At 47.1% G+C, this 23,770-nt stretch carries 21 protein-coding genes; 6 read left to right on the top strand and 15 right to left on the bottom strand.

The annotated features are described in order from the left end of the window. Nucleotides 1-31: 31 nt before the first annotated feature. Nucleotides 32-3,157, bottom strand: a complete 3,126-nt coding sequence (locus tag NDI34_RS04770; RefSeq protein ID WP_348232015.1) for an efflux RND transporter permease subunit — start codon at nt 3,155-3,157, stop codon at nt 32-34. A gap of 189 nt (nt 3,158-3,346) precedes the next feature. Here NDI34_RS04770 and NDI34_RS04775 point away from each other — a divergent pair, with 189 nt between their 5' ends. Both NDI34_RS04775 and NDI34_RS04780 read left to right on the top strand, forming a co-directional pair. Then, nucleotides 3,347-4,501, top strand: a complete 1,155-nt coding sequence (locus NDI34_RS04775) for an AAA family ATPase (RefSeq protein ID WP_190532202.1) — start codon at nt 3,347-3,349, stop codon at nt 4,499-4,501. After that, on the top strand, nt 4,498-5,112 hold the full coding sequence (locus NDI34_RS04780; protein WP_348232016.1) for a DUF4276 family protein: 615 nt from the start codon (nt 4,498-4,500) through the stop codon (nt 5,110-5,112). The genes NDI34_RS04775 and NDI34_RS04780 overlap by 4 nt, the downstream gene beginning before the upstream one ends. A gap of 222 nt (nt 5,113-5,334) precedes the next feature. Here the strand turns inward: NDI34_RS04780 and NDI34_RS04785 are convergent, their stop codons facing one another. The 4 genes from NDI34_RS04785 to rppA form a co-directional block, all read right to left on the bottom strand. After that, nucleotides 5,335-6,957 (bottom strand): efflux RND transporter periplasmic adaptor subunit, encoded by a 1,623-nt coding sequence (locus NDI34_RS04785; RefSeq protein WP_348232017.1) that lies wholly within the window; start codon nt 6,955-6,957, stop codon nt 5,335-5,337. Between the two features lie 272 nt (nt 6,958-7,229). Beyond that, nucleotides 7,230-7,934: a DUF305 domain-containing protein gene (locus tag NDI34_RS04790; RefSeq protein ID WP_348232018.1), complete on the bottom strand. Its 705-nt coding sequence runs from the start codon at nt 7,932-7,934 to the stop codon at nt 7,230-7,232. Nucleotides 7,935-8,196: 262 nt separating this feature from the next. Further along, a complete protein-coding gene (rppB, locus tag NDI34_RS04795) occupies nt 8,197-9,552 on the bottom strand; it encodes a two-component system sensor histidine kinase RppB (protein ID WP_348232019.1) in 1,356 nt (451 codons plus the stop codon). Nucleotides 9,553-9,658: 106 nt separating this feature from the next. Continuing rightward, the gene (gene rppA / locus NDI34_RS04800) at nt 9,659-10,351 is read right to left on the bottom strand and encodes a two-component system response regulator RppA (protein WP_348232020.1); all 693 of its coding nucleotides are present in this window, start codon (nt 10,349-10,351) and stop codon (nt 9,659-9,661) included. A gap of 229 nt (nt 10,352-10,580) precedes the next feature. On the opposite strand from rppA, the gene NDI34_RS04805 reads away from it, so the two are divergent. Further along, on the top strand, nt 10,581-11,387 hold the full coding sequence (locus tag NDI34_RS04805) for a DUF1206 domain-containing protein (RefSeq protein ID WP_348232049.1): 807 nt from the start codon (nt 10,581-10,583) through the stop codon (nt 11,385-11,387). 406 nt (nt 11,388-11,793) lie between these two features. Here NDI34_RS04805 and NDI34_RS04810 read toward each other — a convergent pair whose 3' ends face one another. The 6 genes from NDI34_RS04810 to NDI34_RS04835 all read right to left on the bottom strand — a co-directional run bounded on the left by NDI34_RS04810 (nt 11,794) and on the right by NDI34_RS04835 (nt 16,513). Next, nucleotides 11,794-12,435 carry a ThiF family adenylyltransferase gene (locus tag NDI34_RS04810; protein ID WP_348232021.1) on the bottom strand — a complete coding sequence of 214 codons (642 nt, stop codon included), beginning with the start codon at nt 12,433-12,435 and terminating at the stop codon, nt 11,794-11,796. A gap of 24 nt (nt 12,436-12,459) precedes the next feature. Continuing rightward, nucleotides 12,460-13,428, bottom strand: a complete 969-nt coding sequence (locus tag NDI34_RS04815; RefSeq protein ID WP_348232022.1) for a hypothetical protein — start codon at nt 13,426-13,428, stop codon at nt 12,460-12,462. Between the two features lie 307 nt (nt 13,429-13,735). Then, nucleotides 13,736-14,944 carry an AAA family ATPase gene (locus NDI34_RS04820; RefSeq protein ID WP_190432469.1) on the bottom strand — a complete coding sequence of 403 codons (1,209 nt, stop codon included), beginning with the start codon at nt 14,942-14,944 and terminating at the stop codon, nt 13,736-13,738. A 72-nt stretch (nt 14,945-15,016) separates the two neighbouring features. Further along, nucleotides 15,017-15,562, bottom strand: a complete 546-nt coding sequence (locus NDI34_RS04825; RefSeq protein ID WP_348232023.1) for an RNA 2'-phosphotransferase — start codon at nt 15,560-15,562, stop codon at nt 15,017-15,019. Between the two features lie 18 nt (nt 15,563-15,580). Next, the gene (locus tag NDI34_RS04830; RefSeq protein ID WP_190411623.1) at nt 15,581-16,132 is read right to left on the bottom strand and encodes a hypothetical protein; all 552 of its coding nucleotides are present in this window, start codon (nt 16,130-16,132) and stop codon (nt 15,581-15,583) included. Between the two features lie 138 nt (nt 16,133-16,270). After that, complete coding sequence (locus NDI34_RS04835) at nt 16,271-16,513, bottom strand: hypothetical protein (RefSeq protein ID WP_348232024.1); 243 nt, start codon at nt 16,511-16,513, stop codon at nt 16,271-16,273. A 113-nt stretch (nt 16,514-16,626) separates the two neighbouring features. Between NDI34_RS04835 and NDI34_RS04840 the strand changes: the two genes are divergently transcribed. Further along, entirely contained in the window at nt 16,627-17,268 is a 642-nt protein-coding gene (locus NDI34_RS04840; protein ID WP_348232025.1) for a DUF4262 domain-containing protein, read from the top strand. Here NDI34_RS04840 and NDI34_RS04845 read toward each other — a convergent pair. The 3 genes from NDI34_RS04845 to NDI34_RS04855 all read right to left on the bottom strand — a co-directional run bounded on the left by NDI34_RS04845 (nt 17,260) and on the right by NDI34_RS04855 (nt 19,291). Further along, nucleotides 17,260-17,499: a hypothetical protein gene (locus tag NDI34_RS04845; protein WP_348232050.1), complete on the bottom strand. Its 240-nt coding sequence runs from the start codon at nt 17,497-17,499 to the stop codon at nt 17,260-17,262. The two genes, NDI34_RS04840 and NDI34_RS04845, sit on opposite strands and share 9 nt — an antisense overlap. 41 nt (nt 17,500-17,540) lie before the next feature. Then, entirely contained in the window at nt 17,541-17,771 is a 231-nt protein-coding gene (locus NDI34_RS04850; RefSeq protein ID WP_190429772.1) for a hypothetical protein, read from the bottom strand. Nucleotides 17,772-17,857: 86 nt separating this feature from the next. Beyond that, on the bottom strand, nt 17,858-19,291 hold the full coding sequence (locus NDI34_RS04855) for a hypothetical protein (RefSeq protein ID WP_348232051.1): 1,434 nt from the start codon (nt 19,289-19,291) through the stop codon (nt 17,858-17,860). Nucleotides 19,292-19,775: 484 nt separating this feature from the next. Between NDI34_RS04855 and NDI34_RS04860 the strand changes: the two genes are divergently transcribed. Continuing rightward, nucleotides 19,776-21,224: a DNA cytosine methyltransferase gene (locus NDI34_RS04860; protein WP_348232026.1), complete on the top strand. Its 1,449-nt coding sequence runs from the start codon at nt 19,776-19,778 to the stop codon at nt 21,222-21,224. A 44-nt stretch (nt 21,225-21,268) separates the two neighbouring features. On the opposite strand, the gene NDI34_RS04865 is transcribed toward NDI34_RS04860, so the two are convergent. Next, nucleotides 21,269-21,802 carry a rhodanese-like domain-containing protein gene (locus NDI34_RS04865; protein ID WP_190411620.1) on the bottom strand — a complete coding sequence of 178 codons (534 nt, stop codon included), beginning with the start codon at nt 21,800-21,802 and terminating at the stop codon, nt 21,269-21,271. A 201-nt stretch (nt 21,803-22,003) separates the two neighbouring features. Between NDI34_RS04865 and mutL the strand changes: the two genes are divergently transcribed. Next, on the top strand, nt 22,004-23,743 hold the full coding sequence (gene mutL / locus NDI34_RS04870) for a DNA mismatch repair endonuclease MutL (RefSeq protein ID WP_190524017.1): 1,740 nt from the start codon (nt 22,004-22,006) through the stop codon (nt 23,741-23,743). Nucleotides 23,744-23,770 lie beyond the last annotated feature (27 nt).

Raw genomic sequence — 23,770 nt, forward strand, 5'->3', positions numbered from 1 at the left:
TCTTTGTGGTTTAAATTCTTCTTTTCGCAACTTATAGCTCGGACACCGGATTTACCTGTTTCGGCAGCAAAACTTTGCCAAACTTGGCATACAAAGCGGGTAAAACTAACAGCGTTAACGCTGTAGAAGTAAACAACCCTCCTAACACAACCACCGCCAACGGCTGCAAGATTTCCTTTCCTGCACCTCCTCCCACGACCAGAGGTGCTAACCCCAAAGCGGAGGTAAAAGCCGTCATTAAAATGGCATTGAGCCTTTCCATCGAACCTTGAATGATTACTTCCCAAAAAGGCATTCCCGTGGCAAATTTAGCGTTGTAATTATCAACTAATAACAATCCGTTGCGAGTGGCAACTCCAAATAGAGTAATAAAGCCAACCAGAGAGGCGACGGAAATAATCCCACCCGTTAATGCCACTGAAATGACACCTCCCACCAATGCCAAGGGTAAATTAATCATAATCATCGCAGTTGAGGGGATGGACTTAACAGACAAGTAGATTAAGACCGTAATCACCACAAATGCGATCGCACTGAATATCAAGATGTTTTGAGTAGCGCGTTGTTCCGACTCAAATTGACCGCCGTATTCGATAAAGTAACCAGCTGGTAATTGTACTTGTTGTTTAACTTTGCCTCTGATTTCATCAACGACAGAGCGCAAATCTCGACCGCTAGCATTAGACGAGACGACAATTAAGCGGGAAACATTCTCGCGGTTGATGGTATTCGGGCCAGTGCCGTAGCCAATTTGTGCTAACTGAGCTAAGGGAATCTTTTGATTTGTTGGTGTACTCACTAATAAATTGCGGATGGTTTCTAGATTGCTCCGAGCATCTTCTTTTAACCATACAACCAGGTCAAAAGTTTGTTGTTCCTCCAAAACTTGAGAAACTACACGTCCATTGAGCGCAGTTTCAATCGTTTCGGAAAGTTCTCCGACGGTTAAGCCATAACGAGCTGCTTGTTGGCGATCAAACTGAATTTGTACTTGTCTAATGGGCAGTTGGGGTTCGAGTTGCAAGTCTACAACACCCCCAACAGTTTTCATAATCTCTTCGACTTGTTTACCCAGAGTGCGGAGTTGTTCTAAATCTGGACCAAAAATTTTGACAGCGATCGCGCTCCTCACCCCAGACAGCACTTCATCCATCCGGTGAGAGATAAATCCGCCAATATTCGGCGCAACTCCTGGTAATCTAGCAAATTCCGCTCGCAACTTTTCAATGCTTCCTTTCCGGTCTTTTATCCCCTTTTCACTCAGTTCTACATCCAAGTGCGCCAAGTTGACACCCGCCGCATCCGCATCTCCCGGTGCACGTCCCGATCGCAACTGGATAAAATCAAAGCGCGGGTCATCCTTAAGCGCATCCTGAAGGGCAAAACCGGCGCGATTAGTCGCTTCTAGGGAGACACCGGGATACAGAGTCAGGGTATTGACGAGCGATCGCTCTTGGAACTCCGGCAAAAACACCCGTCCCAAGGAGGGGACAAGAGCGATCGCTGCCACTAAACTCGCAGCCGCAACTACCAAAATCAGATGAGAATTCCGCAAAGAAAACATTAAAAATGGACGATAAAGCCCTTTAAAAAATCTTGCAACCCACGGTTCTTTTTCTGGCAAATGACCGTGAGGCAATAAGATGGCGCACAAAGCTGGAGTGATGGTAAGTGCGGTCACGCTAGAAGCCAGAACTGCCACTAAATAAGCCACTCCCATCGGTGTAAAAATGCGACCTTCCACACCGGCGAGGGCGAAAACTGGCGAGAAAACCACTACAGTAATTAAAGTGGCACCAAATAGAGAATCGCGCACCTCCTGACACCCTTCAAAGACAACTTCTAATGGTGACTTTGGTTTCCCTGCCAGCTTATTTTCTCGTAAGCTACGGTAGACATTTTCAGCGTCCACAATGGCATCATCAACGGCTGAACCAATCGCAACTGCCAAGCCTCCCAGAGTCATCGTATTCAGACCATATCCCAGCCAATTTAACGCTAGCAATCCTAACAACAAAGACAAGGGAAGTGCAGTGAGACTCACGACAAGCGTGCGCCAATTCATCAAAAACGGGACAAGAATAAAAGCAACAATAATACTGCCTTCAACGAGTGCTTCCCGAACATTTTCAATCGAGGCGTCGATAAAGTCTTCTTGACGGAAAGTAACCGTCATTTTTACATCCGGAGGCAAACTCGATTTCACCTCTTTCATTGCCGCCTCAATGGCACGAGTGACCGTGGGAGTATCGGCTTGTGGCTGTTTGTTAATCATGACCACAATTGCCTTTTTGCCATTCAAACTGCCATCGCCCCGCTTGAGTGCGGCACCAATTTTGACATCAGCGACCTCGCCTAATCGAATCGGTGTTCCATTTCGAGCGGTAATCGCTGATTGTCGCAAGTCTTCAATGGACTCAATCCGCCCAACACCCCGAATTAATAGCTCTTGGTCAGGGTTAATGAGAAATCCACCCGGAGCGTTAACATTGGCTTTTTCTGCGGCTTCAGTCACGTCCTGTAAAGACACATCAAACGCTTTTAGTTTCGCTGGATCGACTAATATTTGATACTGGCGAATATCACCCCCATAAGCGATTACCTGCGAGACGCCAGGAACCGCTAAAAGGCGGTTTGTCACCTGCCAATCTACGATACGCCTGACCTCCATCAAGTCAGTGCTAGGTGAAGATGCTTGTTGCCTATTGCCTTCTTCAACAGTGAAAGCATATTGCAATACAGTGCCGATTGGAGAACTAATTGGAGAAATTTGTGGCGAATCAACACTTTCTGGCAGCTTTTCTTGCGCTTGCTGCAATCGCTCTGTCACCAATTGTCGGGCTTGATAAATATCAGTTTCCCAATTGAAGATAACTTTCACAACTGAAAGCCCCACCGCTGAAGCAGACCGTACTGTTGTGACTCCGGGAGTCCCATTAATAGCACTTTCAATCGGTAAAGTAACCAGAGATTCTACTTCTTCTGGTGCTAATCCGGGGGCTTCTGTTTGAATTTCGACTTGGGGCGGAGCAAAGCTGGGAAATACATCCACTGGCATTTGCGACGCCACGCGAAATATCCAAACTGTCACCAGCATAGCGGCGAGGACAACTAGCCAGCGTTGTTTGATAGACCACTTGATGAGCGCACTGAGCATTTGTCAGGTGTCAGTTTAGAGAACTCCTTTTTAAATAATTGACACAGCAAAATGAAATCAGGGTGAAATTAGATGGCACCAGATATTTAGTAATGACACGGCAAGAGTAGTGCTGGGGAGGTCGGTTTAGCTTGGCTTGAAGCACTACACTAGGCAGCAGGGTATTAATCGACTACAGATAGATTGAGTATGAACACATTTGACAACATCAGGATTGATGGCTTCCGACGCTTGTTTGAAGTTCAAGTGGATATGCGACCCCTAACCGTAATGATTGGTGCTAACGGTGTAGGCAAAACTTCTTTTTTGGAGATATTCTCACTCCTGGCAGCGTCCGCAAAGGGTCAGTTACAGTCCAAGATTTCAGAGTTGAGTGGTCTGAGTCAAATGGTGACGCGGGATAAGGCAGATAGTGTGGCAATCTCCTTGTCAATGCCTGTACCGAATGAAGAACCGCTGAAATATTACCTCAGACTTATTCTCAAGGGTCAATTTGAGGAAATTGGTCTAGAAACTCTGACCCAACAGCGATATCCCTTTGCTCCTAACCCTTTCAAGTACATAGAGTCTCGTGGCTCGGATATCAAGTATTACAATACTGTTGATGAAAAGCTATTGCGCCCTAGCTGGGAACATAATCCTTTAGAAACCTCCCTTTCTCAGGTTCCCAAGATGTATGAGCAGCCGGAGAATCTACGAAAGAGATTAGCTTCGTGTACTTTTTACAGGTCATGGGAATTGAATGTTGCCCCCAAAAGCACTATACGTCTCCCTCAACGAATGCGCCCTGCAACATTGCCAGGAGCCAATGGAGAGGATTTGGTTTCCTGTCTTTATTATCTGCGGGAAACAGATTCGGATCGATTTGCTTTAGTTGAAGATACGCTAGCTGCTGCCTTTCCAGATTTTCAACGATTGGGGTTTCCACCCGTAGCAGCAGGAACTTTGGCAATGACTTGGAAGGACAAAAATTTCTCTCAGCCCCTTTATATGGATCAGCTGTCTGAGGGCACATTGCGATTTCTCTGGTTAGTTACCCTCCTGCAAAGTCGCGATCTATCTGCTGTCACCCTAATTGACGAGCCAGAAGTTAGTTTGCATCCAGAGTTATTGCGATTATTAGCTCATGTGATGAGAGAAGCTGCCGAGCGTACTCAACTGATTGTGGCAACTCACTCAGATAGGCTAATTCGATTTCTAGAGCCTAAAGAGGTGCTAGTGTGCGATTCTGAAGATGGTCTGACAACCATGACTTGGGCTGATTCAATGGACTTAGACCACTGGCTAAAAGACTATAGCCTAGATCAGATTTGGGCAATGAATATAATCGGAGGGCGACCATGAAAATCGCTATTTTGGTTGAGGGAGCAACTGAAATGGCCTTTAAGACTAAGCTGCACGATTTTCTAAAGTCACGCCTAGAGCCACCGATGCCAAAACTCAAGTTTATCCCACAGGAAGGTCGTATTCCTAAAGAGGATAAACTTAGACGTGTTGTTGAGAATTTGCTGGAGAAAGATGGTTATGATGCAGTAATTGCAATAACAGATGTTTACACAGGTACTAATGATTTCGTAGATGCACAAGATGCAAAAGAAAAAATGAGATCCTGGGTAGGAAATAACCCCAGATTTTATCCCCATGCAGCGCAGTATGATTTTGAGGCTTGGCTTTTACCGTTTTGGTCAACAATTCAGCAAATATCTGGAGGTAATAAGTCAGCACCCAGTGGTTCCCCTGAGCGGGTTAATCATGATAATCCACCGTCCTATCGGATTAAAGAAATCTTTGAACAGGGTCAAAAACAGGGCAAATGCCGCAGTTATAGCAAAACACGCGATGCTGTTAGTATTTTGAGGAGAAACGATCTGATGAATGCTGTCAACGTATGTCCTGAATTAAAGGCATTTTTGAATACAATTTTGTCTCTTTGTGAGGCGGATCAGATTCCCTAACTGTGCGATCGCTCTTTCCGATTCTTTTAGCTCCACAACCAACTTAAAATTGCGCTCAGCAAGGTGGGGATTAGATTTTGCATATCCACTGGGGTATCGTCAGAATCAGCCAGTTAGTCCCCAGATGGTATTTGCAGTGGGTTGTATACCACGCTCGCTCTCCAGCAGCTTCGTTTCTGGATCTTAGCTCGCTCAGGCGTTCAGGCTAGAGGTAGGCATAATCTACCGTTTTGGTGTTAGTTGCTGAGGATCGGAATCCTGAGTTTTCGGCATTTCGGGAACTGAGAAATTTACCAAACTGACGGCTTTTTTGGTGCGGCGTCCTAACCAAAAGGCAACGAATGCGATCGCTCCCCCAGATGGCAAAACCCACCACCAAGGAAGTGAGTTTTGAATTGTAGAGACGCGATTAATTGCGTCCGAGCTTTGAGTTAAAGGCTGTTTCTGTTCGCTTTTGCCTTCTGAGCTGCCGCTGCGTAAGGATTGGGCATAAAGTTGAATTGCGCCTTGGGTGACAATGCGATCGCCCTCAAACAAACTTCCCTTGACTTCAACGACATCCCCCACGGTTCGCCCCAAGGTGACTTCAACTGGCTCAAAGGCGGTACCATTTTGCACGTAAACTCGCTGCCTGCCATTGGTTTCCACCACTGCTGAACTCGGAATAACTAAGATAGGCGCGGGAGTTTGGTCAGTTAACACTTCCAATTCTGCAAACATCCCCGGCTTCAACTGTCCGCCAGGGTTATCCAGTTCAGCTTTGACTGGCACGACTCGCGTTTCCCCTTCTACAACCGAGCCAATCACCGCAATCTTGCCTGTGAAGGTGCGATTCGGCAAGCTGGCAACCTTCACCCTAACTCGTTGCCCAATTTTTACCTTATTTAAATCTTTTTCGTAGATACTCGCCGTAGCCCATACCCGATTATTATTCAGGATGGTCATCAGCTTTGCCCCCGCCTCCTCCACCGATTGACCGAGGGTAATTTCCCGGTCGGCAACGGTGCCAGAAATGGGAGCCGTTACCGTCACCAACCCTTTGTCATTGGCGCGGGTTCCCAGTTGTTGCAGCCGCGTCTGATAAGCGGTATTACTCAGGCGAATCCGGGAATTTGCCACTTTTACAGCTGATTGGGCGCGTTTGAGTTGCGCTTCGGCTTCCAGCACTTCCCGACGGCTGGTTGCTTTGGTCAATTGCGTTTTGGCTTCTGCCAGGTGAGCCAGAGACTCCAGCATTTGGCGACGTGGCAACGCTCCTGCACGCTCCAACTCGCGATCGCGTTCATACTGTTCTTGAGCGACTGCTAGTTCAGTGCGAGCTTGCTGAATGTCTGAGGCGGCTATCTGCGAGTATTGCTGATAATTTTCTTGAGCTAGCTTTAAATCTGCTTGCGCCTGTTGCAGATCCGCTTCGGCTTCGCCTCGTTTTTCCTGGGAACCTACGCGCAGTTCTACTAAGTCGGGTGCGGCGATAACGGCGACGACTTTGCCTGCTTGCACCACTGCACCGGGTTCCACGAGAAGCTCAACGATTTTTCCCGGAGTAGGTGCTGTCACTTCCGCTTTTTGGCTGGGCAACGTTTCAATTTGACCCGTGGTTTTAATGCCAAAACCCAGCCGTTGTTGAGAGACTGGTTTTACCTCGATTCCCATCCGTTTTGCTGTTTGGGCATCTACTTGAATCCCTTGGGGAGTTCCCTGGCTAGCTTCGGTTTCTCCATGAAACTCATCCCCATGTCCAGCATGGGCGAGAACCGAGGTTGGTGCAGCCAGTAGGAGTAGGCTCAGGAGTGTCCCAAATAAGCGATCGCGTGCCTTAGATGGCTTGGAAGCAAAAAAAAGCATAACTAAGGGGTTCCTTGCGTTTGGATGGGATAGCGAGGTTTTCTTCCAGCCCTCTAGCAAGGGCACTTACCTACTGCCGAAATAGCCAGTGAGGCTGACCGCAACAGCGTTAAACCACCATCTAGATATTAAGTTTGCACAAAAGAATGAAATTAGGATGAAATCAGGAACCCCACCCCAACCCTCCCCGTTCACGGGAAGGGAGAAATCCTGCCCTAGGTGGATATCGGTGCTGTTTTGTCGCCCCTTCCTGCTTTCAACTAACTTCTGAATTACTTTTTGTACCAAGCTTGTCGCCACTGCTGCATTGTCTCAATTTCTGCTTTTTGTGAAGCAAGAATTTGTTGAGACAATTGTTTAATTTCGGGACGCTTCGACTTATTCAGTGCATCTTGAGCCATTGTTAAAGCACCTTCATGGTGAGCAATCATCCCATTGATAAAGCGCAGATCGAATTCAGCATCAGCAGCGCCCATATCCCCAGACATCATCATGCTTTGGCGTTGATTTTCTGACATGGGAACTACGGATTTGTCTACACCTCCGTAAGCAACCGGCTGTTTGCTGGCTTGGGGATACCATGCCTGCCGCCACTGTTTCATTTGATTAATTTCTTTGTTTTGATCTTGGATAATCTTGTCTGCTAGCTGTTTAATTTCAGGACGTTTCGATTTTTGTTGGGCTTCTTTTGCCATCATCACTGCACCTTGATGATGCACGGTCATCCCGTCGAGAAACCGCAGCTCGTAGTTAGCATCGGCTGGCCCTAAATCCATTGCCATGCTATGATTCATGCCGCTTCCGTGTCCCCTGTGTTCCATGTGTTCCATGCCGCCAGCATCTGATGGGGAGGCGGTTGGGGCTTGGGCTTGGTTTTGAGAGCCACTAGAACAAGCTGTCAGAAATCCGCCAGTCATGGAGGCGATCGCTACCAGGGTGACAGCCAAAAAACCATTTTTAAAAGAATTAATTTGCATAGATAGGGGCATCAATTTATTTAACTATCCTCGCTCCTGATCTGTAAGTTAGTTCAAGAAAGCAGTAGGTATTTCTCAGTGTTTTACAAAAAAATGAAATTAGGATGAAATCCTGATAGGTCATTCGGAAGAAATTTAAAGCATTTAATTAGATAGATGCGATCGCACCTTCCGCATTCTTAAGGTTAACGCCAACAAAAGTACCTTTAATGACGGTGAAGTTAAACCAAAATCGAATTAGCCAAGAAATGCAGCAGTGCATTTAATTATGCAAAGGCAGTCGAATCGTAAATGTGCTGCCTTTGCCCAATTCGCTCTGAACGTCGATGCTGCCGTTGTGGGCAATTGCGATCGCTTTGGCGATTGACAAGCCCAATCCAGAACCGCCTGTGTGTCGAGAGCGATCGCTATTTACCCGATAAAAGCGGTCAAAAATCCGTGTCTGCTCTGGGAGTGCAATCCCAACGCCAGTATCTTTGATATAAATTAGTGCTTGGGTGCTGCTATCTAAAATCACCGCCACCTGACCCCCAGCGGGCGTGTATTGGATGGCATTCACCACTAAGTTAAAAATCAGGCGATACAGCTGTTCTTCGTCACCGTTGACGTGCAAAGGTTCCGGCGTGCGAATATCTATAGAAAGCGTCAAATCGGCAGCGATCGCTAGTGCTGATAATTCTTCTGTAACATCGCTAACGAGGTCGTTGAGACAGGCGGGACGATATTTAATTGACAAAGCCTGCCGATCCATGCGGGAGAGTAGCAATAAATCCCGAACCAATTCAGATAGGCGGTAATTTTGCCGTTCAATGGTTTTCAGAGTGTCTCGCGCTTCTAGTTCGCTGAGTTGATTCATTCTCAACGTCGATTCAACCGTTGCTTGAATTGCCGCTAAAGGCGTCCGCAACTCATGGGCGGCATCGGCTGTAAATTGTTGAATTTGCCCATAGGATTGATAAATCGGTTGCATGGCTAGCCCAGCCAACCACCAACTGGAACCGGCAACAACAATCATTGCCACCGGCAACCCCAGTAAGAGAATAAATTTCAAGGCAGTCAGATGATCGTCCAGTTCTTTGAGACTTCGCCCCACCTGAAGGTATCCCCAAGGGCGATTGTCTTCGGTATGCAGCGATAGAGAAATTTGATGAAAGCGGGTGCCTTGGCGATTCTGGAGGATTTGCCACAATTGTGATGTAGAAACGCGATCGCTTTTATCTGTTGCTGCCAATCCCACTGGCTGAAGTCCTGCCAAGGCAACTGGGCGTCCCGAACTATCTAGCAGCCGCACGTAGTAGTCGCCTTGGTGAATTGCCCCCAAAGTGTGGCGAGTGGGATTTTCTATCTGGCTAACGCATTTTTCCCCAACCACACAAATATCCGGCAAAAGTTGTTGGACATCGGGTTCCAGGCGTCCCGGTTGCTGCAAAATTGGCTCAATACTGTCGTGCAGCGTACCGGCGACCGATTCTAATTCTCGGTCAAGGGCAACCCAATTCGCACGAGCGATCGCTTCATAAACCGCAACTCCACACAAGCTTAAAATCACTCCCATGACGCCTGCATACCAACCTGCCAGCCGCCAACGAGTTAGTTGAAAAAGTTTGTTTTCATTCACGTTGATTGGTAATCGGGAATTGGTAACTGGGAATTAGCAATTGGAAAATTCTATTAGCTATTATCTATTTGTTAATAACTAATAACTAATAACTAATAACCAATGACTAATGACTATTCAAACGATAGCCTATACCATAGACAGTTTCGATAAAGCGATCGCACCCAAAAACCGCTAACTTACGCCGCAGCAATCGCATCTGTGCTGCTACCACATTACTCATCGGTTCTGCGCTAAATTCCCAAAGCTGACTTAGCAACTGATCGCGGGTAAGAATTTGGTTAGGATGCTTCATCAAATATTCCAGTAACTGAAATTCCTTGCTAGTCAGAGGAATGATTTGTTTATCATCCAAAGTATTCTGATACCAAACCGTATGAGTGCCATAATCTAAAGTCAGGTTTCCTACTTGTAGGTGTTGGGGATGAAGCTGAGGCGATCGCCTTTGTAATGCGCGTAATCGTGCCAACAGTTCCGCCATCCCAAACGGCTTCACCAAATAGTCATCTGCACCAGCATCTAATCCAGCCACCTTATCTTCCATGCGATCTTTAGCAGTTAACATCAAAACCGGCAGAGGATTGTTTTTCCCCCGCAGTCGCTGACATAACTCAATCCCTGATAATCCTGGCAGTAACCAGTCAAAAATAGCTAGCGTATATTGCGTCCACTGGGTTTCTAAAAATTCCCATGCTTGCGTGCCATCCAAAACCCAATCAACCACATACGCTTCTTGACTTAGCGTTCGCTTAATTGCCGCCCCTAAATCTGGCTCATCTTCAACTAGGAGAACCCGCATAATCCCCTTTTTCCCTCCATTTGTTACATATCAACCCTAATGTCACATCAGCAAGGTAGCACTGTGTAGGAGCAAAGGAATGGCCAAGGAATTCCGCCTCTACAACAGTATTTTCAGCACTTTGGTAGATGTAGATAAAAGTAAATATTGCTACAAGAGTGGTAGCGAACCACAATTTACCTGCTTTTACACAGAAGACATAAAAATGCAGACCAGACCAAACCAACCGATGACACCAGGCAATGCATCTACATGGGTGGAAAGACTGGCACGTTTGGGCTTTGGGGCGAGAGGGGTAGTTTACGCTACGGTGGGAGTGCTGGCAGCGCAGGCAGCCTTTGGTGCAGGCGGCAGAACCACCGATACAGAGGGTGCGCTGGTGACGATTGTGACACAGCCGTTTGGGAAATTCTTGCTGGCAATCGTTGCTTTGGGTTTGGTTGGGTACGTGTTGTGGCGTTTCGTAGAAGCGATCGCCGATCCGGAAAACAAAGGCACCGATGCCAAAGGTCTTGCATCGCGCCTGGGAGCGGTTGGCAGCGGCTTAATCTATGCTGGTTTAGCCTGGAGTGCGATTAAGCTGATCATGGGTTCGGGAGGCGGCGGTAATAGTAATTCCTCCCAAGACTGGACAGCACGCTTGTTAGCGCAGCCCTTCGGTCAATTTCTAGTTGGAATTGTGGGAGCCGCTGTCATCGGCATGGGCTTCTATCAATTTTACAGAGCCTATAAAGCGAAATTCCGCAAAAAGTGGAAAGTCAACCAGATGAGCGAAAAAGAGCAGAAATGGGCAACTTTTGCTGGCAGATTTGGGATTGCTGCCCGTGGTGTTGTCTTTTCCATTACTGGCTTATTTCTGCTTCAAGCGGGGCGTCAGTCTGACGCTAACCAAGTTCAGGGACTAGGTGGGGCGCTAGCAACACTGGCACAACAACCTTTTGGCCCTTGGTTGTTAGGAATTGTGGCGCTTGGTTTAATCGCTTATGGGATTTATAACTTCGTAGAAGCTCGGTACCGCCATTTTGCTACCAGATAGTCAATTTTTAATACAGAGGTAGTAGCAAAGATAGGCTTTATGGTGGTTGAATAGATAGTTAAGTATTTTCCTAACTTCAGATATTTGTAAGTGATATGCTCAACAAGCATGATGAGTTGTTACTGAAGGATCTTAAGCTTCAACCCCTTTGGCTGCTCCAGTTATATGTTGTTTTAGGAGTGGTAGCAGCAATTTCTGGATTCGTTCTTGAGAGTGGAAATCTCTCAAAAGCTGCTTGTCTTGGAGGGGGTTTCCTGATTGCTCTAGGAGCTGAGAAATTAGTAACGCACCGAATCAGAAAGGCTGCGCTTTCTCTGGTTAATAGAGGTTAACTAACGCTATTTTTCAAGCTTATCCTCTCACTTCTCAACCATCGGTAAAATATCTGCACTGTAAAATTCAAAATTCAAAACTTATCAAATGGTTTGACGGCAAAATCTCCCAGTGTCACCGTGAAACTTTCCCGATTACCAGTGGCGACAAAATTAATAATTACTTCACTCGCTACGGCAACAGCCAACATTACTAAATTCCGCGCTAACGGGTATTCGCAAACATCATCGTTTGCTGGTGAAGGAACGCGGTAAAATTCATTCCAGATAATCTCTGCATAATCGGAAGCTAAGCCGACGTGCAGGCAAGGAATATTTGCATTGATGCAATAATCTTTGACAGCTTGACGGCTAATGCTGTTATCAAAAGTATCAATAACAAGCGTACTACCGCTGAGCAATTGGGCGGCGTTTGCTGATGTTAATTCTTTCGGACGCCCATCAACGGCAACACCCAAGGCACGATAGAGGGTATTGGTGAGAATTTTAGCTTTGTAAGCGCCAACATCTGAGCGGTAATAAGGCTGAGTGGAGAGGTTGCGTTCCTCAATGCGATCGCGATCGATAACCACCAGCTTCCCAAAGCCAGAACGTGCAAGATTTTCAGTAATATTCGCCCCCAGCGCCCCCGCACCGCACACCGTCACCGGGAAGTCTTTTAGCTTCGCCATCAGTGCAGATGTTCTGTGGAGTTGTTCGTGAAAGAAGATAGACATTTTTGCTAATGGCTAATAACTAATTCAAAAGTCCCAGTTATCTCGCGCTTCGATAACGCCAACGAGGGATTGCAAGTCAAAATCGCGATCGCGTCCGCTTAGGCAAATGCCAGAACTAATCACTGTCAAATCATGCTTGTCAATCGCAGAGATGTGACGTTCACCGCTGCGAGTCGTCCACTCAACTTGCCAAAAGTCACCGCGATCGCGCACATCTTCGAGTTCGCCACCACCCATCCGTAACGCATCGCGCACGTGCCTTTCATCGCCTGACATCGCCTGCCGATACGAATCTTGCCGTGCCTCTTGGTGGTGCCTGTATTGGCGTTGTGCCTGTTGCTGGCGTCTTGTATCCCGCCGCATCTGGCGCAAGCGTTCTTCCTCAAGTTGTTGCTGTCTTCTACGTTGATATTCTTCCGTCTGCTGCAACGCCAAGTCATAGACAGTCCGCATCTCTGGCGTCATCCCGGCAAAACGAAGATTTTCCGTTTCCCTCCCATTCCTCAATTGTTCTATAAGTTGTTCTGTCACCAGGGGATCGGCACGTCGATCCAGTTCATCAAACCACCAAGCACCGCCATCCCAACGCGCAATTATTGGCTCAAATGCTGCACCCTCAGTAACTAAATATACCGGCACTGGCTTAGCGGCACCCAAGCGCTGCTGCATATCAGATTCGTTAACAGGGTACGCAAGCCAAGTTTGTCCTTGCAACACATAAGCCAAACGCAGGCGCAACGGCTTCAGCAGTCGCAGATATTCCGCCACCTGCGGCAAGTTTGCTTCATCCACCATTTCAGCCTTTTTCTCATTTATCGGCTGAAAAATGCCCCATCCTTCAAAGTCTTGTGGCTGCGGTTTAAAGGTATAAACCATCCCCGCTACAGAAGCGCGTACTTTCCCCCCACCTACGCATGGTGCGAGAAACTGAGTATCGCGCAATTGCACTTCCTGTGCAGCAATTTGGTTAAGGAGGTTGCGAATATCTGTCATGATATTGCCTTGATTAAGATGTTTGGCTTAGTTAATTTTTTTTGTAAATAGTGATAAGGCTGACTGCGGGCAACTGTAGGTTTGATTGAGCGGCGAAAACCAATATTCCCAAGATGATGCTGAGTTTCGTTACCTCAATCCAGCCTACAAAATGGGTGTTTAAATTAACATAACACTATTGCCTTTTCCGTATGCCGTTGTTCAGCAAAGCTTATGTCGCCAGTTAAATAGAATACATATATGTCTCTTCTTCTTTCTCTATTTATTTGTGGTTAAATAACAACCTTGTATCTTCATTTATCTAACCTTACACAAATCGGTGAGCAAATTCATAAGTGAAATCAACTCTTCCTTTGCGTAAAACGGCTGGATCTAATCTTTCAGTTGTATTGCAAGTCATCAAAACCACTAACTTTTGCTTCGTATGAATTCCCGAATCATCAATTACGCTTTGATACAATGTTCCATCCAGTAAGCTCAAAATATGCTCCGTCTTATTATTATTTTGAGCAGCTTCAGAAGCGCGATTTTTGGCTAAATTATCCGCTTCGTTGATAATTAGACAAATTCGCTCTAAGTAACTTGGCGGCACAAAATTCTCAACCGCATCGTGATCCAGAATAAAAATCACATATCCGAGAGGCGCGAGAATTTCTTGTGCTACAGCTTGCGTCCAAGCAGTTTTCCCCGTACCCGGATCTCCGTGGACGAGAACCGCCAACTGACTTTGGTCGAGAATTGCCTGCTGTACCGTATCAGTAAAACTTTGAATGTCAGCGGGAAACGACCGAATTGGAAATTCGCCGTGAATTTTTCCTACACGACTTTGGTAGCCACTCAGCATCACTGCAAGATTGAAAGTTGCTTTATTGATCAGTGGCGCTAGTTCCTTCGCCATTAGGGTATAGCGTCGCCGTCCCCGATCTAAATTTTCAATTTCTAACCAAGCTTGCTGTTGAGGCCAATAGGCATAAACTGTGTTAATGATATCGAGACGTTCCCAGTTAACAAATCGATCTACCGGAAAATAAAAATATCGATCTAGATAATACTGGGTAATCATATCTGGACGACCCAATAATTCCAGAATTTTGAAAATCGTTATTTCCTGTAGCCGGTTGAGGACGTGTTCAATGGGAATGCTGTTACGACTGACAAATTGAATCACCGGCGAATCAACACTTAAAACGTCTTGGAAGCGATAATCTGGAGTTGGAGGATCTGGGGTAATATAATTCCAGAATTCATCAACTTCATATCGCGTACTTTCAGAAAATACATTTAAAATATTTGCCCACCAAGTATATTCGTTGCGACCCATTGCATCAGCAATATCGCTGGCTAAACCCAAAGTTTTCTGGCTTAGCTCTTTGGAATCGTTAAATACTAAATGCCAAAGAAATCCCCAGTCTATCTGCCGAGTTAAGGGTCGCCAACCTGCACCTAATAAGCCTTTAGCTTGCGGGTTTTTGTTGCCTGGATTGCTTTCGTCGTTTCCGAAATATCCCGATCCCATAGTTTCAATTCTTCTTGCTTTGTGATGGAATGATGAGAAAGTAATGCGCTCAGTTATTTCCCCAAGCTGCCATTAAATTTGTTGCAAGTATTCGGCTGGAACGCGATCCACCAACCAAACCCCATTTTCAGAACAGTAAAATTCATATCCTGCTTTGTGCATCGCCGCCGCATCTACAGCAAAAACTACTGGACGACCATGTCGTGCGCCGACAGTTTTTGCGGTGGAAATATCCTTCGATAGATGAACGTGGTGCCGCGACATTTTACACAGTCCTGTACTCAAAATTGATTCGACTGTACCCTGTCCTGTACCGTGGTATAACACATCTGGAGGAACAACGGCTTCTAGCTGCAAATCAACTTCTGTACTATGTCCTTGATTCGCCCGAATTAAGGTACCTGTTGAGTCAAAAGAAAAGCGTTTTTTGTCATTTTTAGCGACAACTTCATCAAGTTCAGCACGAGTAAGAATAAAAGAGCGATCTGCACACGCTTTTAGAAGTTCATCGACAGCCACCCAGCCACCAGGCGCAAGTTCAAGACCAATTGCTTTAGGAGTATGCCGAAGATGCTTGCTGAGATATTTGCTAATTTTAACTAAGCGAGAATTATTCATTAAGTCGCTCTTTTTAGCTTAACAATACCAGTCATCTTCTAAATATCGCTTGACCAACCCTGCGTGGGATAAAGGACTGGATAAATCGTCTAAATCGCAGTTCGTTTCATAATCTAATAACAACACAGTTTGGTCTGCACTTAGCTGTTTGAGTTCCGCAAGTAGGTTCTGAAGGCGGTTCTCTAGTACCCATTTATACGATGGTAGGTAGATGGCACGACGCGCTTCTACATAGGACAATAATTTGTCTCCAGTTAAGCCTGCACGATGCCCTAGAACCTTGCCGAAAGTTTGTGTCGTGCGCTTGATCCCTTTCATATTAGCGATCGCTAGTTTGCCCGGATCTACATCCGCAGACTCAAAAACTTTTAATCCTTGCCAAATTCCTTCAACGGTATAGCTGAAGTGTCCTGGGGAAAAAGGAACGGGAATTCCACCATGCGGATAAAAAGGGCTAAAGCGAACCCAAGGTTCGGTACTGCGAGAAGTTACGTCGAGAATCGTTGCTGCATCATAGCGTTTACGCAAAGTATCTAGGGATGTGCGGCGACTTTTTACAAAAAGCGGCATTGAGGGCTAAATGTGTAGAGACGCGATGAATCGCCTCTTGAGTCCTGAGTGGGAAAGAAGAAAGGGAAATTGAATATTTGTATTATAAGGTACTACAGGATGGTTGTGGCAGATTCCCGATCGTTTCTATTTTCCCAATCATAGGGGCGCACAGGCGTGTGCCCCTACTGCATTACCGTGCAATGAGTTTGATATTTGGCTAATGCAACTCAGTACCGTCTTTGCCGAGGAGGTAGCGATCGCAGTTTTGAACAGAGACAAGACAAGACGCGATCGCTCTTCTGTACCAATTTTGGCTCTAGCGATCGCGCAAAGGCTTATCCACCAAGCAATTTCTCTGTAAGATAGCTGCATCTGCTTGTAGAAGTTAGATTGTGTCATACGCGATGAAATAGCTAAAAACAAGGCGGCTAAACTTATACTTGAGCTGAGACTTCTGCAATCTGCAATCCTCCATCCCAAGTCAGCGTGACTCCATTTCAAAAATAGACACTATGACACTCAGTAGAGAGCAAGCGCTAGAAACCCTACAAACATATCTGGTCGCTGGAGAACGGCTCAAAGCCACATCATTCCTGGCGGATGCCTTGATTAATAACGGATTTGTTCAAGCTGCTGCCTTGTTTAACGATGCTCAAGGGAAAGAAATTGCCCCTGATGTTTGGATGTCAGCAATAACAACAATTGAAAATACCCCCGAAGGATCTGTAATCGATAATGTTTTGTACAGTCCACATAATTGCCACTTGATGGGCGTTTATCCAAATGAAGAAGATGACGAACCAGAGTTCACATACTCAATTGGACTTTGGTATAACTTTCAACACCCAGAAATCTTATGTCTGGGGCTTCCTAATCGCGTTTCAGGGGGACTGATTAACGAATACGCTCAGGAAATTGCCGATGGGAATGCCCCGCCTCTGGATACTCCTTTGGATGGCGTACTTGCCGATGGTTATCAGCTCCAATTTAAACTTTGTAGTAACAAGGCAAAAACAGAATACACCTGCTGGGCTTCTTGGTTTAACGGAGGTCTCCACTATCCTGTTATCCAGATGATTTGGCAAGACAAAGAATACCGCTGGCCTTGGGAAGAAGGGTTCCGCCCAATTCAAGCTCAACCCTTGCTAACCTGAGTTGTAGGGTTTGCTTGGTATAGCCGTAACTGCCCGTAGTTTTTTACAGGAATAAGGACGAATCCTCAATTCATCTACAAACTTTTCGGAAATAATACTATCAATCGGAAAGTAGAACGCCAAATCCCCATATTTGAAATTACCCTTGGCGGTAATAACCTGATACGCCATCCCTTCAAACGTGCAAATGTCTAATCTGTCTGCATTTGGGTGAGGATTGGCGCTATTAATTTTTGACTATTTCTACTTTAAAAATGCTCATGACAAATTTATTAAAATTTGAAATAAGTCTGAATTCTTTTTCCCTTTGCTTTAACGCGAAAAATTCGTTTTAATATTGCTAAATCATCGGGATGCTCTTCGCCAGCAATTTGCCATACGGCAAGGGCTACCACTTTGTACGCTGTCTGTATTTCGCTCATGGCATCTTTTTGGGATGAATATATTTTTGGCAAGGATTTGCCACTAGCGGCAAATCTACATTTATCGTTGATATATTTCACCGATAGCGAAACCTATGCAGTCCAGCGTTGGGTGGGCACTGCCCACCCAACTTTTTTTGTCAGGGTAAGTTTTTTAAAACCTACCCCTACTTGTCATCCCGGACTGGCAAAGGTGTCTCCAGAATTTCCATCAGCAACTCTAGACGCGAAGGACGAGATAAAAGTGGCATCAAGTTCGGCAGCGAGTAGTAATCACCCGCAAAGGTGAAAGTATCTATCTGCACCTGTTTTTCTTGTAACTTGCGCTCCAGCCAATCGTAGGAATAACCGACTTTGACAATCAGGACGCTTGGCTCTACTTTGAGATCGCGCTTGTAAGCGTCGAAAGTTTCCACAAAGTAGGGCGCTTTATTTTCTCCTCCGTCCGTTACCAGGATGATTTGCTCAACCAGCTGCTTTCTTAGGCGCATCGCTTCCAACCCGCAACCGATGCTGGTGGCACCGTTTGCCTTGATGTGCTGGAATGCCCGTTCCCAGTCACTCAACTGGTTCCCAGTCGCTTTGACGGGGTAAGGCATGGTGTCGAAAGCGTAGACGAATAAATCTGCCGCCGCCATACCGGAAATTAAAGCGGCAATGCGCTTTCCGACTTCGATGGCACTCTCCATCGAGCTAGATTTATCTACTAATAAGGCAGTCGGTTTGGCAATTTTGCCACGCTTTTTCACCTGTTCGTCCATGACGCGCTCTAACCGTGCAGCGGTATCGGCGTCTAATTCTGCCGCATCTGCTGCCACACGCGCCTTGAGAGCCGCTACTCGGACATCTCCTTGCGCTTTCTCCAATTTCTCGTCGATGAGTGCTTTTACCTGGGGGTTTTCCATCGCACCGCGAGTTTGGAGTGACTTGAGGTTATTAATCACCTCTTGGGGTGTCATGGAGTTAATTAGCGCGACTAGCACGGTGGGGGTCATCTGTTTGATGGCTCCCACGGCAACTGTGTAGGGAATTTTGTGTTCTACAATCAGTTGCGCTTGTTCTAAGGGTGAAGATGCGATCGCCATCAGCTTCAGTGCAAACGCGAGGCTATCTTCTGGCGGGTTGTTCTTGAATAACACAGCATCCGCGCGATCGCTTGGTTTAATATGCAAGCTAGCATACAGGTGCTTCATCGCACTCCGTGCCCGGAGCGCTGCCCGATCGAAGAATACAGGATTTTTCTCCCGTTCCTTCAGATAGCGCCGCACCGCAGTCCGAGTAGAACGCGGCAACTTACCCCGGTGTTGCTTCAAAAAGTCTACAATCCGCGCAACTTGATAAGGCGGAAACTCTTGCAAAAGCACATAACCAGCGTCGCGGTGTTCCCCTAAGCTACTGCTCAGCAAACTCCCCACAAATACCTCTTTGTGGTCGCGGACATCCCCGTTGCGCTGATACCAGACTGCTAAATGTCCGTAGAAGATGGGGTCGCTTTCCACCATCGTCCTGTGAACTTCACTCACCTTCTCTAGCTCCCGGTGAGGCGTGGTTAGCAGACTATTTAACATATCTAAACGCAAGTCGCGCTCGGCTGTTTGCACAGGAATCACCTCGATATAAGTCACCCCGTACAAGTTGAGAAAGCTCTTGGTTACTTTGGAAATAAGTATGTAAGCTTTCTCGGTTTGGATACGGGGCGAACGCTTGAAGAATTGGAAATTATAAGCTCCGCGCAAGTCGGCAAAGCCGTTTCACTTTTTCTGGTGCTCTACCACTGAGCTACATCTCCAATTGGAGAGAATGGGATTTGAACCCATGACAACCAGAACCCTAGGTGTGTATGCTTCACTCATCTGGGCGCGGAGCAGAAAAATATAAGTGCCGTCTGCTCTTGGAGATAAAGTCACGTCGCCTAAAAGCGTCGGTTTCGCTTCCACGGCTACTGGCAGATGGCTTCAAAATCAGATACTTCTATATACTACAAAAGTAATACAATACCGTCAAGAGACTGGAAAAAAATTTTTGCGCTTTAGAGACTGACGATAGAATACAAATTCTCTACCAAGTCAGAACACCTGTATGGGGATGGTTCATTTCTATCGCCGTCCGGTTGCGGTCGATTTATTTGCGGGTGCGGGTGGATTTTCTTTAGGGATTGAGCAGGCTGGGTTTGATGTAGCGGTGGCAGTTGAAGTTGACCCCGTTCACGCAGCCGTTCACGCCTTTAACTTTCCCCATACCGAGGTTTTGTGTGCCGATGCGAGGACGCTATCCGCTGAAGCGATTAGAAAAGCGTTACAGAGATGGGCATTGCACAAGGGTAGCAGCGGGGTTTCCCCACCCGCACCCGCTTGGAATGGTGAAATCGATTTAGCAATTGGGGGACCCCCTTGCCAAGGGTTCTCTTTAATGGGCAAGCGGCGTCTCGACGATGAGCGCAACGATTTGGTGTTGCATTTCTGTCGATTAGTCATTGAACTGCAACCCCGTTACTTTCTGATGGAGAACGTACCCGGTATTGCTCAGAAAGAACACGCGATTTATCTGGAGCAACTCAAGAGTGCGTTTAAATCCGTTGACTACCACATCACCGAACCCGTGCAGGTGTTAAACGCGGCAGATTTTGGGGTACCGCAGAATCGGAAAAGGCTATTTTTATTAGGAACTCGTGCCGGGGAGGTGCCTTTGTCTTATCCTGTTGTCGCAGGTTTTGTCGCAGGTAAGGGCGTTAAGACAACCTTCCCCGATACTTCATTCCCAGATACTTTATTCCCCGATACTTCATTCCCCGATATTTCCTTGCCAAAGACTTCCTTGCCAAAGAAAAGAGGCAAAAAGAAGAATCCTTTGAGCCTGCACTCTTTATCCTTTCGAGTGACCGTGAAGGATGCGATCGCCGATCTCCCCAATCTAGATGATTTTCCCGAACTCCTGACAACCGATGAAGTCTTGCTACAGCAGCGACAACTAGAGCAGATGGAGACATTAGCCAGCATCTATGCACAGCACTTAATGGGGATCGCACCCGAATCGAATAATTTCGCCTATCCCCGGCTAGTCAATCCTCATCTGTTGACTAGCTCTCTGCGAACCCAACACACGGCAGCTTCGATTGAACGGTTCGAGAAAACAGTGCCCGGACAGCTAGAATCGGTGAGTCGCTTTCGACGGTTGAATTGGGATACGCTGTCTCATACCTTACGCGCCGGTACGGGTTCTGGAGGCGGTCGCTACACCTCTCCCCGTCCGATTCATCCAACTTATCCCAGAGTGATTTCAGTCCGCGAGGCGGCGCGACTGCACTCTTTTCCGGACTGGTTCCGCTTCCACACAACAAAATGGCACGGGTTTCGACAAATTGGAAACGCCGTGCCGCCAAAACTGGCAAGAGCCGTCGGGTATCAAGTTATTGCTGCCTTAGGGATCAGACCACCCATGCCACAACAGCCGATAAATTTGGGTGATATCGAGCTAGTGAGGTTTAACCCGTGGGACGCGGCTCACTATTGGATAAGCGTCAATCGTCATGGTTGATTGCAACCCACTACTGAGAACTGACGACTGACAAACCGCTAAATCTACTTTTGTACCTGACTCTTGGTTGCAGAGACAGGATTGTATCCCGGTGCTCCTGGAGGATTTTGGGATTCAGCAGCCCCTTCTGTAGGACCTGCGATCGCTTTCCATGCAGGAAAACCGCCTTTGAGTTCAGCCACGGACTGGAATCCAGCCGAGCGAAGTTCGGAAGCTGCGCGAGAGGTTTCGGTGTCGCTGTCGCCATAAACGTAGATATCGCGGGCGGGGCGAAGGCTAGTTTTCGCACGCTCTACTAATTCATCCATCGGCATGGACATGGCTCCCATGATGTGGCCTTCGTTGAAGGCACCGCGCTCGCGCACATCGAGAATTGTTAAAGCTGGCTCGCCCCATTCCAGACGGGATTTCAGGTCATTCACGCTGGACTGCGTTTTCATTCCCGGTGGGGTGGGAGTAATATCTGGAAGGGCTTCTTTTGCCTTAGAAATGGTGTCTTGAACCTTGGCACTAGCGCTTTCAACGCCACTTACGGCTTTGTCTTTAGCGCCTTCAATGTTGTTTTGAATGTCACTCATAAAAAAACTCTAAGTAATTGATCTCTTCAATGGAAATTTAATCAAAATTTGATATTTAACTTCTCTTTCTGGAGAAAGAACATTTAAATAATCCTTCTTTAGGCAGAGTAAAGTGTTAGAATTCCTATCCCAATTGACAAATATTTTCGGCAAAATTGCGGCAAATAAACAGCAACTCTCGCCTAAACTAAACTGGATCTCATGGTGTCTAGTATTCAAACTCTACCGGCAGAGGTAGTAAATTTAATCGCCGCTGGAGAAGTCATTGACTCTTTGGCTGCTGTAGTGCGGGAATTAGCGGAAAACGCCCTTGACGCCGGTGCAACCCGCATCAGCATCTCCCTATCGCCGGAACAGTGGCGGGTGCGAGTCGCAGATAATGGCTGCGGAATGGACTTGGTAGACCTGAAAGAAGCTGCAACTGCCCACAGCACTAGCAAAATCCGCGACTTAGAAGACTTGTGGAAAATTAGCAGTCTGGGATTTCGGGGAGAGGCGTTGCACAGTTTGGCAGCGTTAGCAGAGTTGGAGATTTTTAGTCGTTCTGCGGGAAGTTGTGAAGGTTGGAGAGTGGTTTATAACTCAGTCGGGGAATTCGTGCAGGTGGAAACTGTAGCGATCGCGCCCGGTACTGTTGTCACCGTCTCTAATCTGTTTGGCAATTGGTTGGCGCGGCGTCAGGGAATGCCTTCCGTCGCCCAACAACTCAGATCAGTGCAAGCCACGATTCAGCAAATCGCCCTTTGTCATCCTCATGTCACCTGGCAGGTTCAGCAAAATGACCGCCAATGGTTCACCATTAGTCCTGGGAAAACCGCACAACAGATTTTGCCTCAAATTCTCCGGGAAATCCGACCGAGTGATTTGCAGCATCTGACGGTGGAAGTGCCAACCGTTCCAGAAAAAGCAGGAACCGACGCGCCGGGGAGTCGGGGAGAATCCAATTCCCGTCAAAACTCAACCCTGACAGTGGTACTCGGCTTGCCAGATAGATGCCATCGCCGCCGTCCCGATTGGGTACGGGTGGCGATGAATGGAAGGCACGTAAAGTCGCCGGAACTGGAGCAAACGATCCTGGGGGCTTTAATGCGAACGCTACCGCGCGATCGCTACCCGATTTGTTTTCTCCATCTTTTCATTTGTGCCAGTCAAATAGACTGGAACCGCCATCCTGCCAAAGCAGAAATTTACTTGAACCAGCTCAATTACTGGCAAGAGCAGGTGACAGCAGCCATTGAGCAAGCTTTGCGTCTAAATGTGGGGACGATTCTGGAAAAAACTCCAGAGCGAGTCAGCCGCCTCATCAAAGCAGCGGAAGCGAAAAGTGCCTACAGCGTCAATCGTTCCCTGCAATCGCACCCAACCGATAGTCAGGCAAAGAAAACGGATGAGATCGGATTGATGGAACTCCGAGCCGTTGCCCAGGTTCACAACACCTACATTGTGGCAGAGCATCCGGCTGGGGTGTGGTTGGTGGAGCAGCACATAGCCCATGAACGGGTTTTATACGAGCAGTTGTGCCAAGCTTGGCAACTCGTCCCCCTAGAACCCCCCGTCATCTTGAATCATCTCTCTCCCGCCCAGATCCAGCAACTCGAACAGATCAACTTAGATATAGAACCTTTTGGAGAGCAACTGTGGGCGATTCGCACGGCACCCGCACCCTTACAAGAGCGAGAAGATCGTGCCGACGCCTTAGTGGAACTCAGCTTAGGTGGAGATTTGCAAACCGCTCAAGTAGCGATCGCCTGCCGCACCGCCATCCGCAACGGGACTCCTCTCGGCTTGCCCCAGATGCAAACTCTCTTAGAGCAATGGCAGCGAACTCGTCATCCTCGCACTTGTCCCCACGGTCGTCCAATTTATTTGTCCCTAGAAGAATCAGCGCTTTCGCGTTTCTTCCGCCGTCATTGGGTAATTGGCAAAAGTCATGGGATTTAGAAATAATTCAGTAAGGACACGGCATTG

The sequence above is a fragment of the Trichocoleus sp. DQ-U1 genome, assembly GCF_039961925.1.
GTDB lineage: Bacteria > Cyanobacteriota > Cyanobacteriia > Cyanobacteriales > FACHB-T130 > FACHB-T130.

Coding starts and splice junctions, on each gene's coding strand:
- NDI34_RS04770 (WP_348232015.1), bottom strand. CDS start 3,157: ATGCTCAGTGCGCTCATCAAGTGGTCTATCAAACAACGCTGGCTAGTT.
- NDI34_RS04775 (WP_190532202.1), top strand. CDS start 3,347: ATGAACACATTTGACAACATCAGGATTGATGGCTTCCGACGCTTGTTT.
- NDI34_RS04780 (WP_348232016.1), top strand. CDS start 4,498: ATGAAAATCGCTATTTTGGTTGAGGGAGCAACTGAAATGGCCTTTAAG.
- NDI34_RS04785 (WP_348232017.1), bottom strand. CDS start 6,957: ATGCTTTTTTTTGCTTCCAAGCCATCTAAGGCACGCGATCGCTTATTT.
- NDI34_RS04790 (WP_348232018.1), bottom strand. CDS start 7,934: ATGCAAATTAATTCTTTTAAAAATGGTTTTTTGGCTGTCACCCTGGTA.
- rppA (WP_348232020.1), bottom strand. CDS start 10,351: ATGCGGGTTCTCCTAGTTGAAGATGAGCCAGATTTAGGGGCGGCAATT.
- NDI34_RS04805 (WP_348232049.1), top strand. CDS start 10,581: ATGACACCAGGCAATGCATCTACATGGGTGGAAAGACTGGCACGTTTG.
- NDI34_RS04810 (WP_348232021.1), bottom strand. CDS start 12,435: ATGTCTATCTTCTTTCACGAACAACTCCACAGAACATCTGCACTGATG.
- NDI34_RS04815 (WP_348232022.1), bottom strand. CDS start 13,428: ATGACAGATATTCGCAACCTCCTTAACCAAATTGCTGCACAGGAAGTG.
- NDI34_RS04820 (WP_190432469.1), bottom strand. CDS start 14,944: ATGGGATCGGGATATTTCGGAAACGACGAAAGCAATCCAGGCAACAAA.
- NDI34_RS04825 (WP_348232023.1), bottom strand. CDS start 15,562: ATGAATAATTCTCGCTTAGTTAAAATTAGCAAATATCTCAGCAAGCAT.
- NDI34_RS04830 (WP_190411623.1), bottom strand. CDS start 16,132: ATGCCGCTTTTTGTAAAAAGTCGCCGCACATCCCTAGATACTTTGCGT.
- NDI34_RS04835 (WP_348232024.1), bottom strand. CDS start 16,513: ATGACACAATCTAACTTCTACAAGCAGATGCAGCTATCTTACAGAGAA.
- NDI34_RS04840 (WP_348232025.1), top strand. CDS start 16,627: ATGACACTCAGTAGAGAGCAAGCGCTAGAAACCCTACAAACATATCTG.
- NDI34_RS04860 (WP_348232026.1), top strand. CDS start 19,776: ATGGTTCATTTCTATCGCCGTCCGGTTGCGGTCGATTTATTTGCGGGT.
- NDI34_RS04865 (WP_190411620.1), bottom strand. CDS start 21,802: ATGAGTGACATTCAAAACAACATTGAAGGCGCTAAAGACAAAGCCGTA.
- mutL (WP_190524017.1), top strand. CDS start 22,004: ATGGTGTCTAGTATTCAAACTCTACCGGCAGAGGTAGTAAATTTAATC.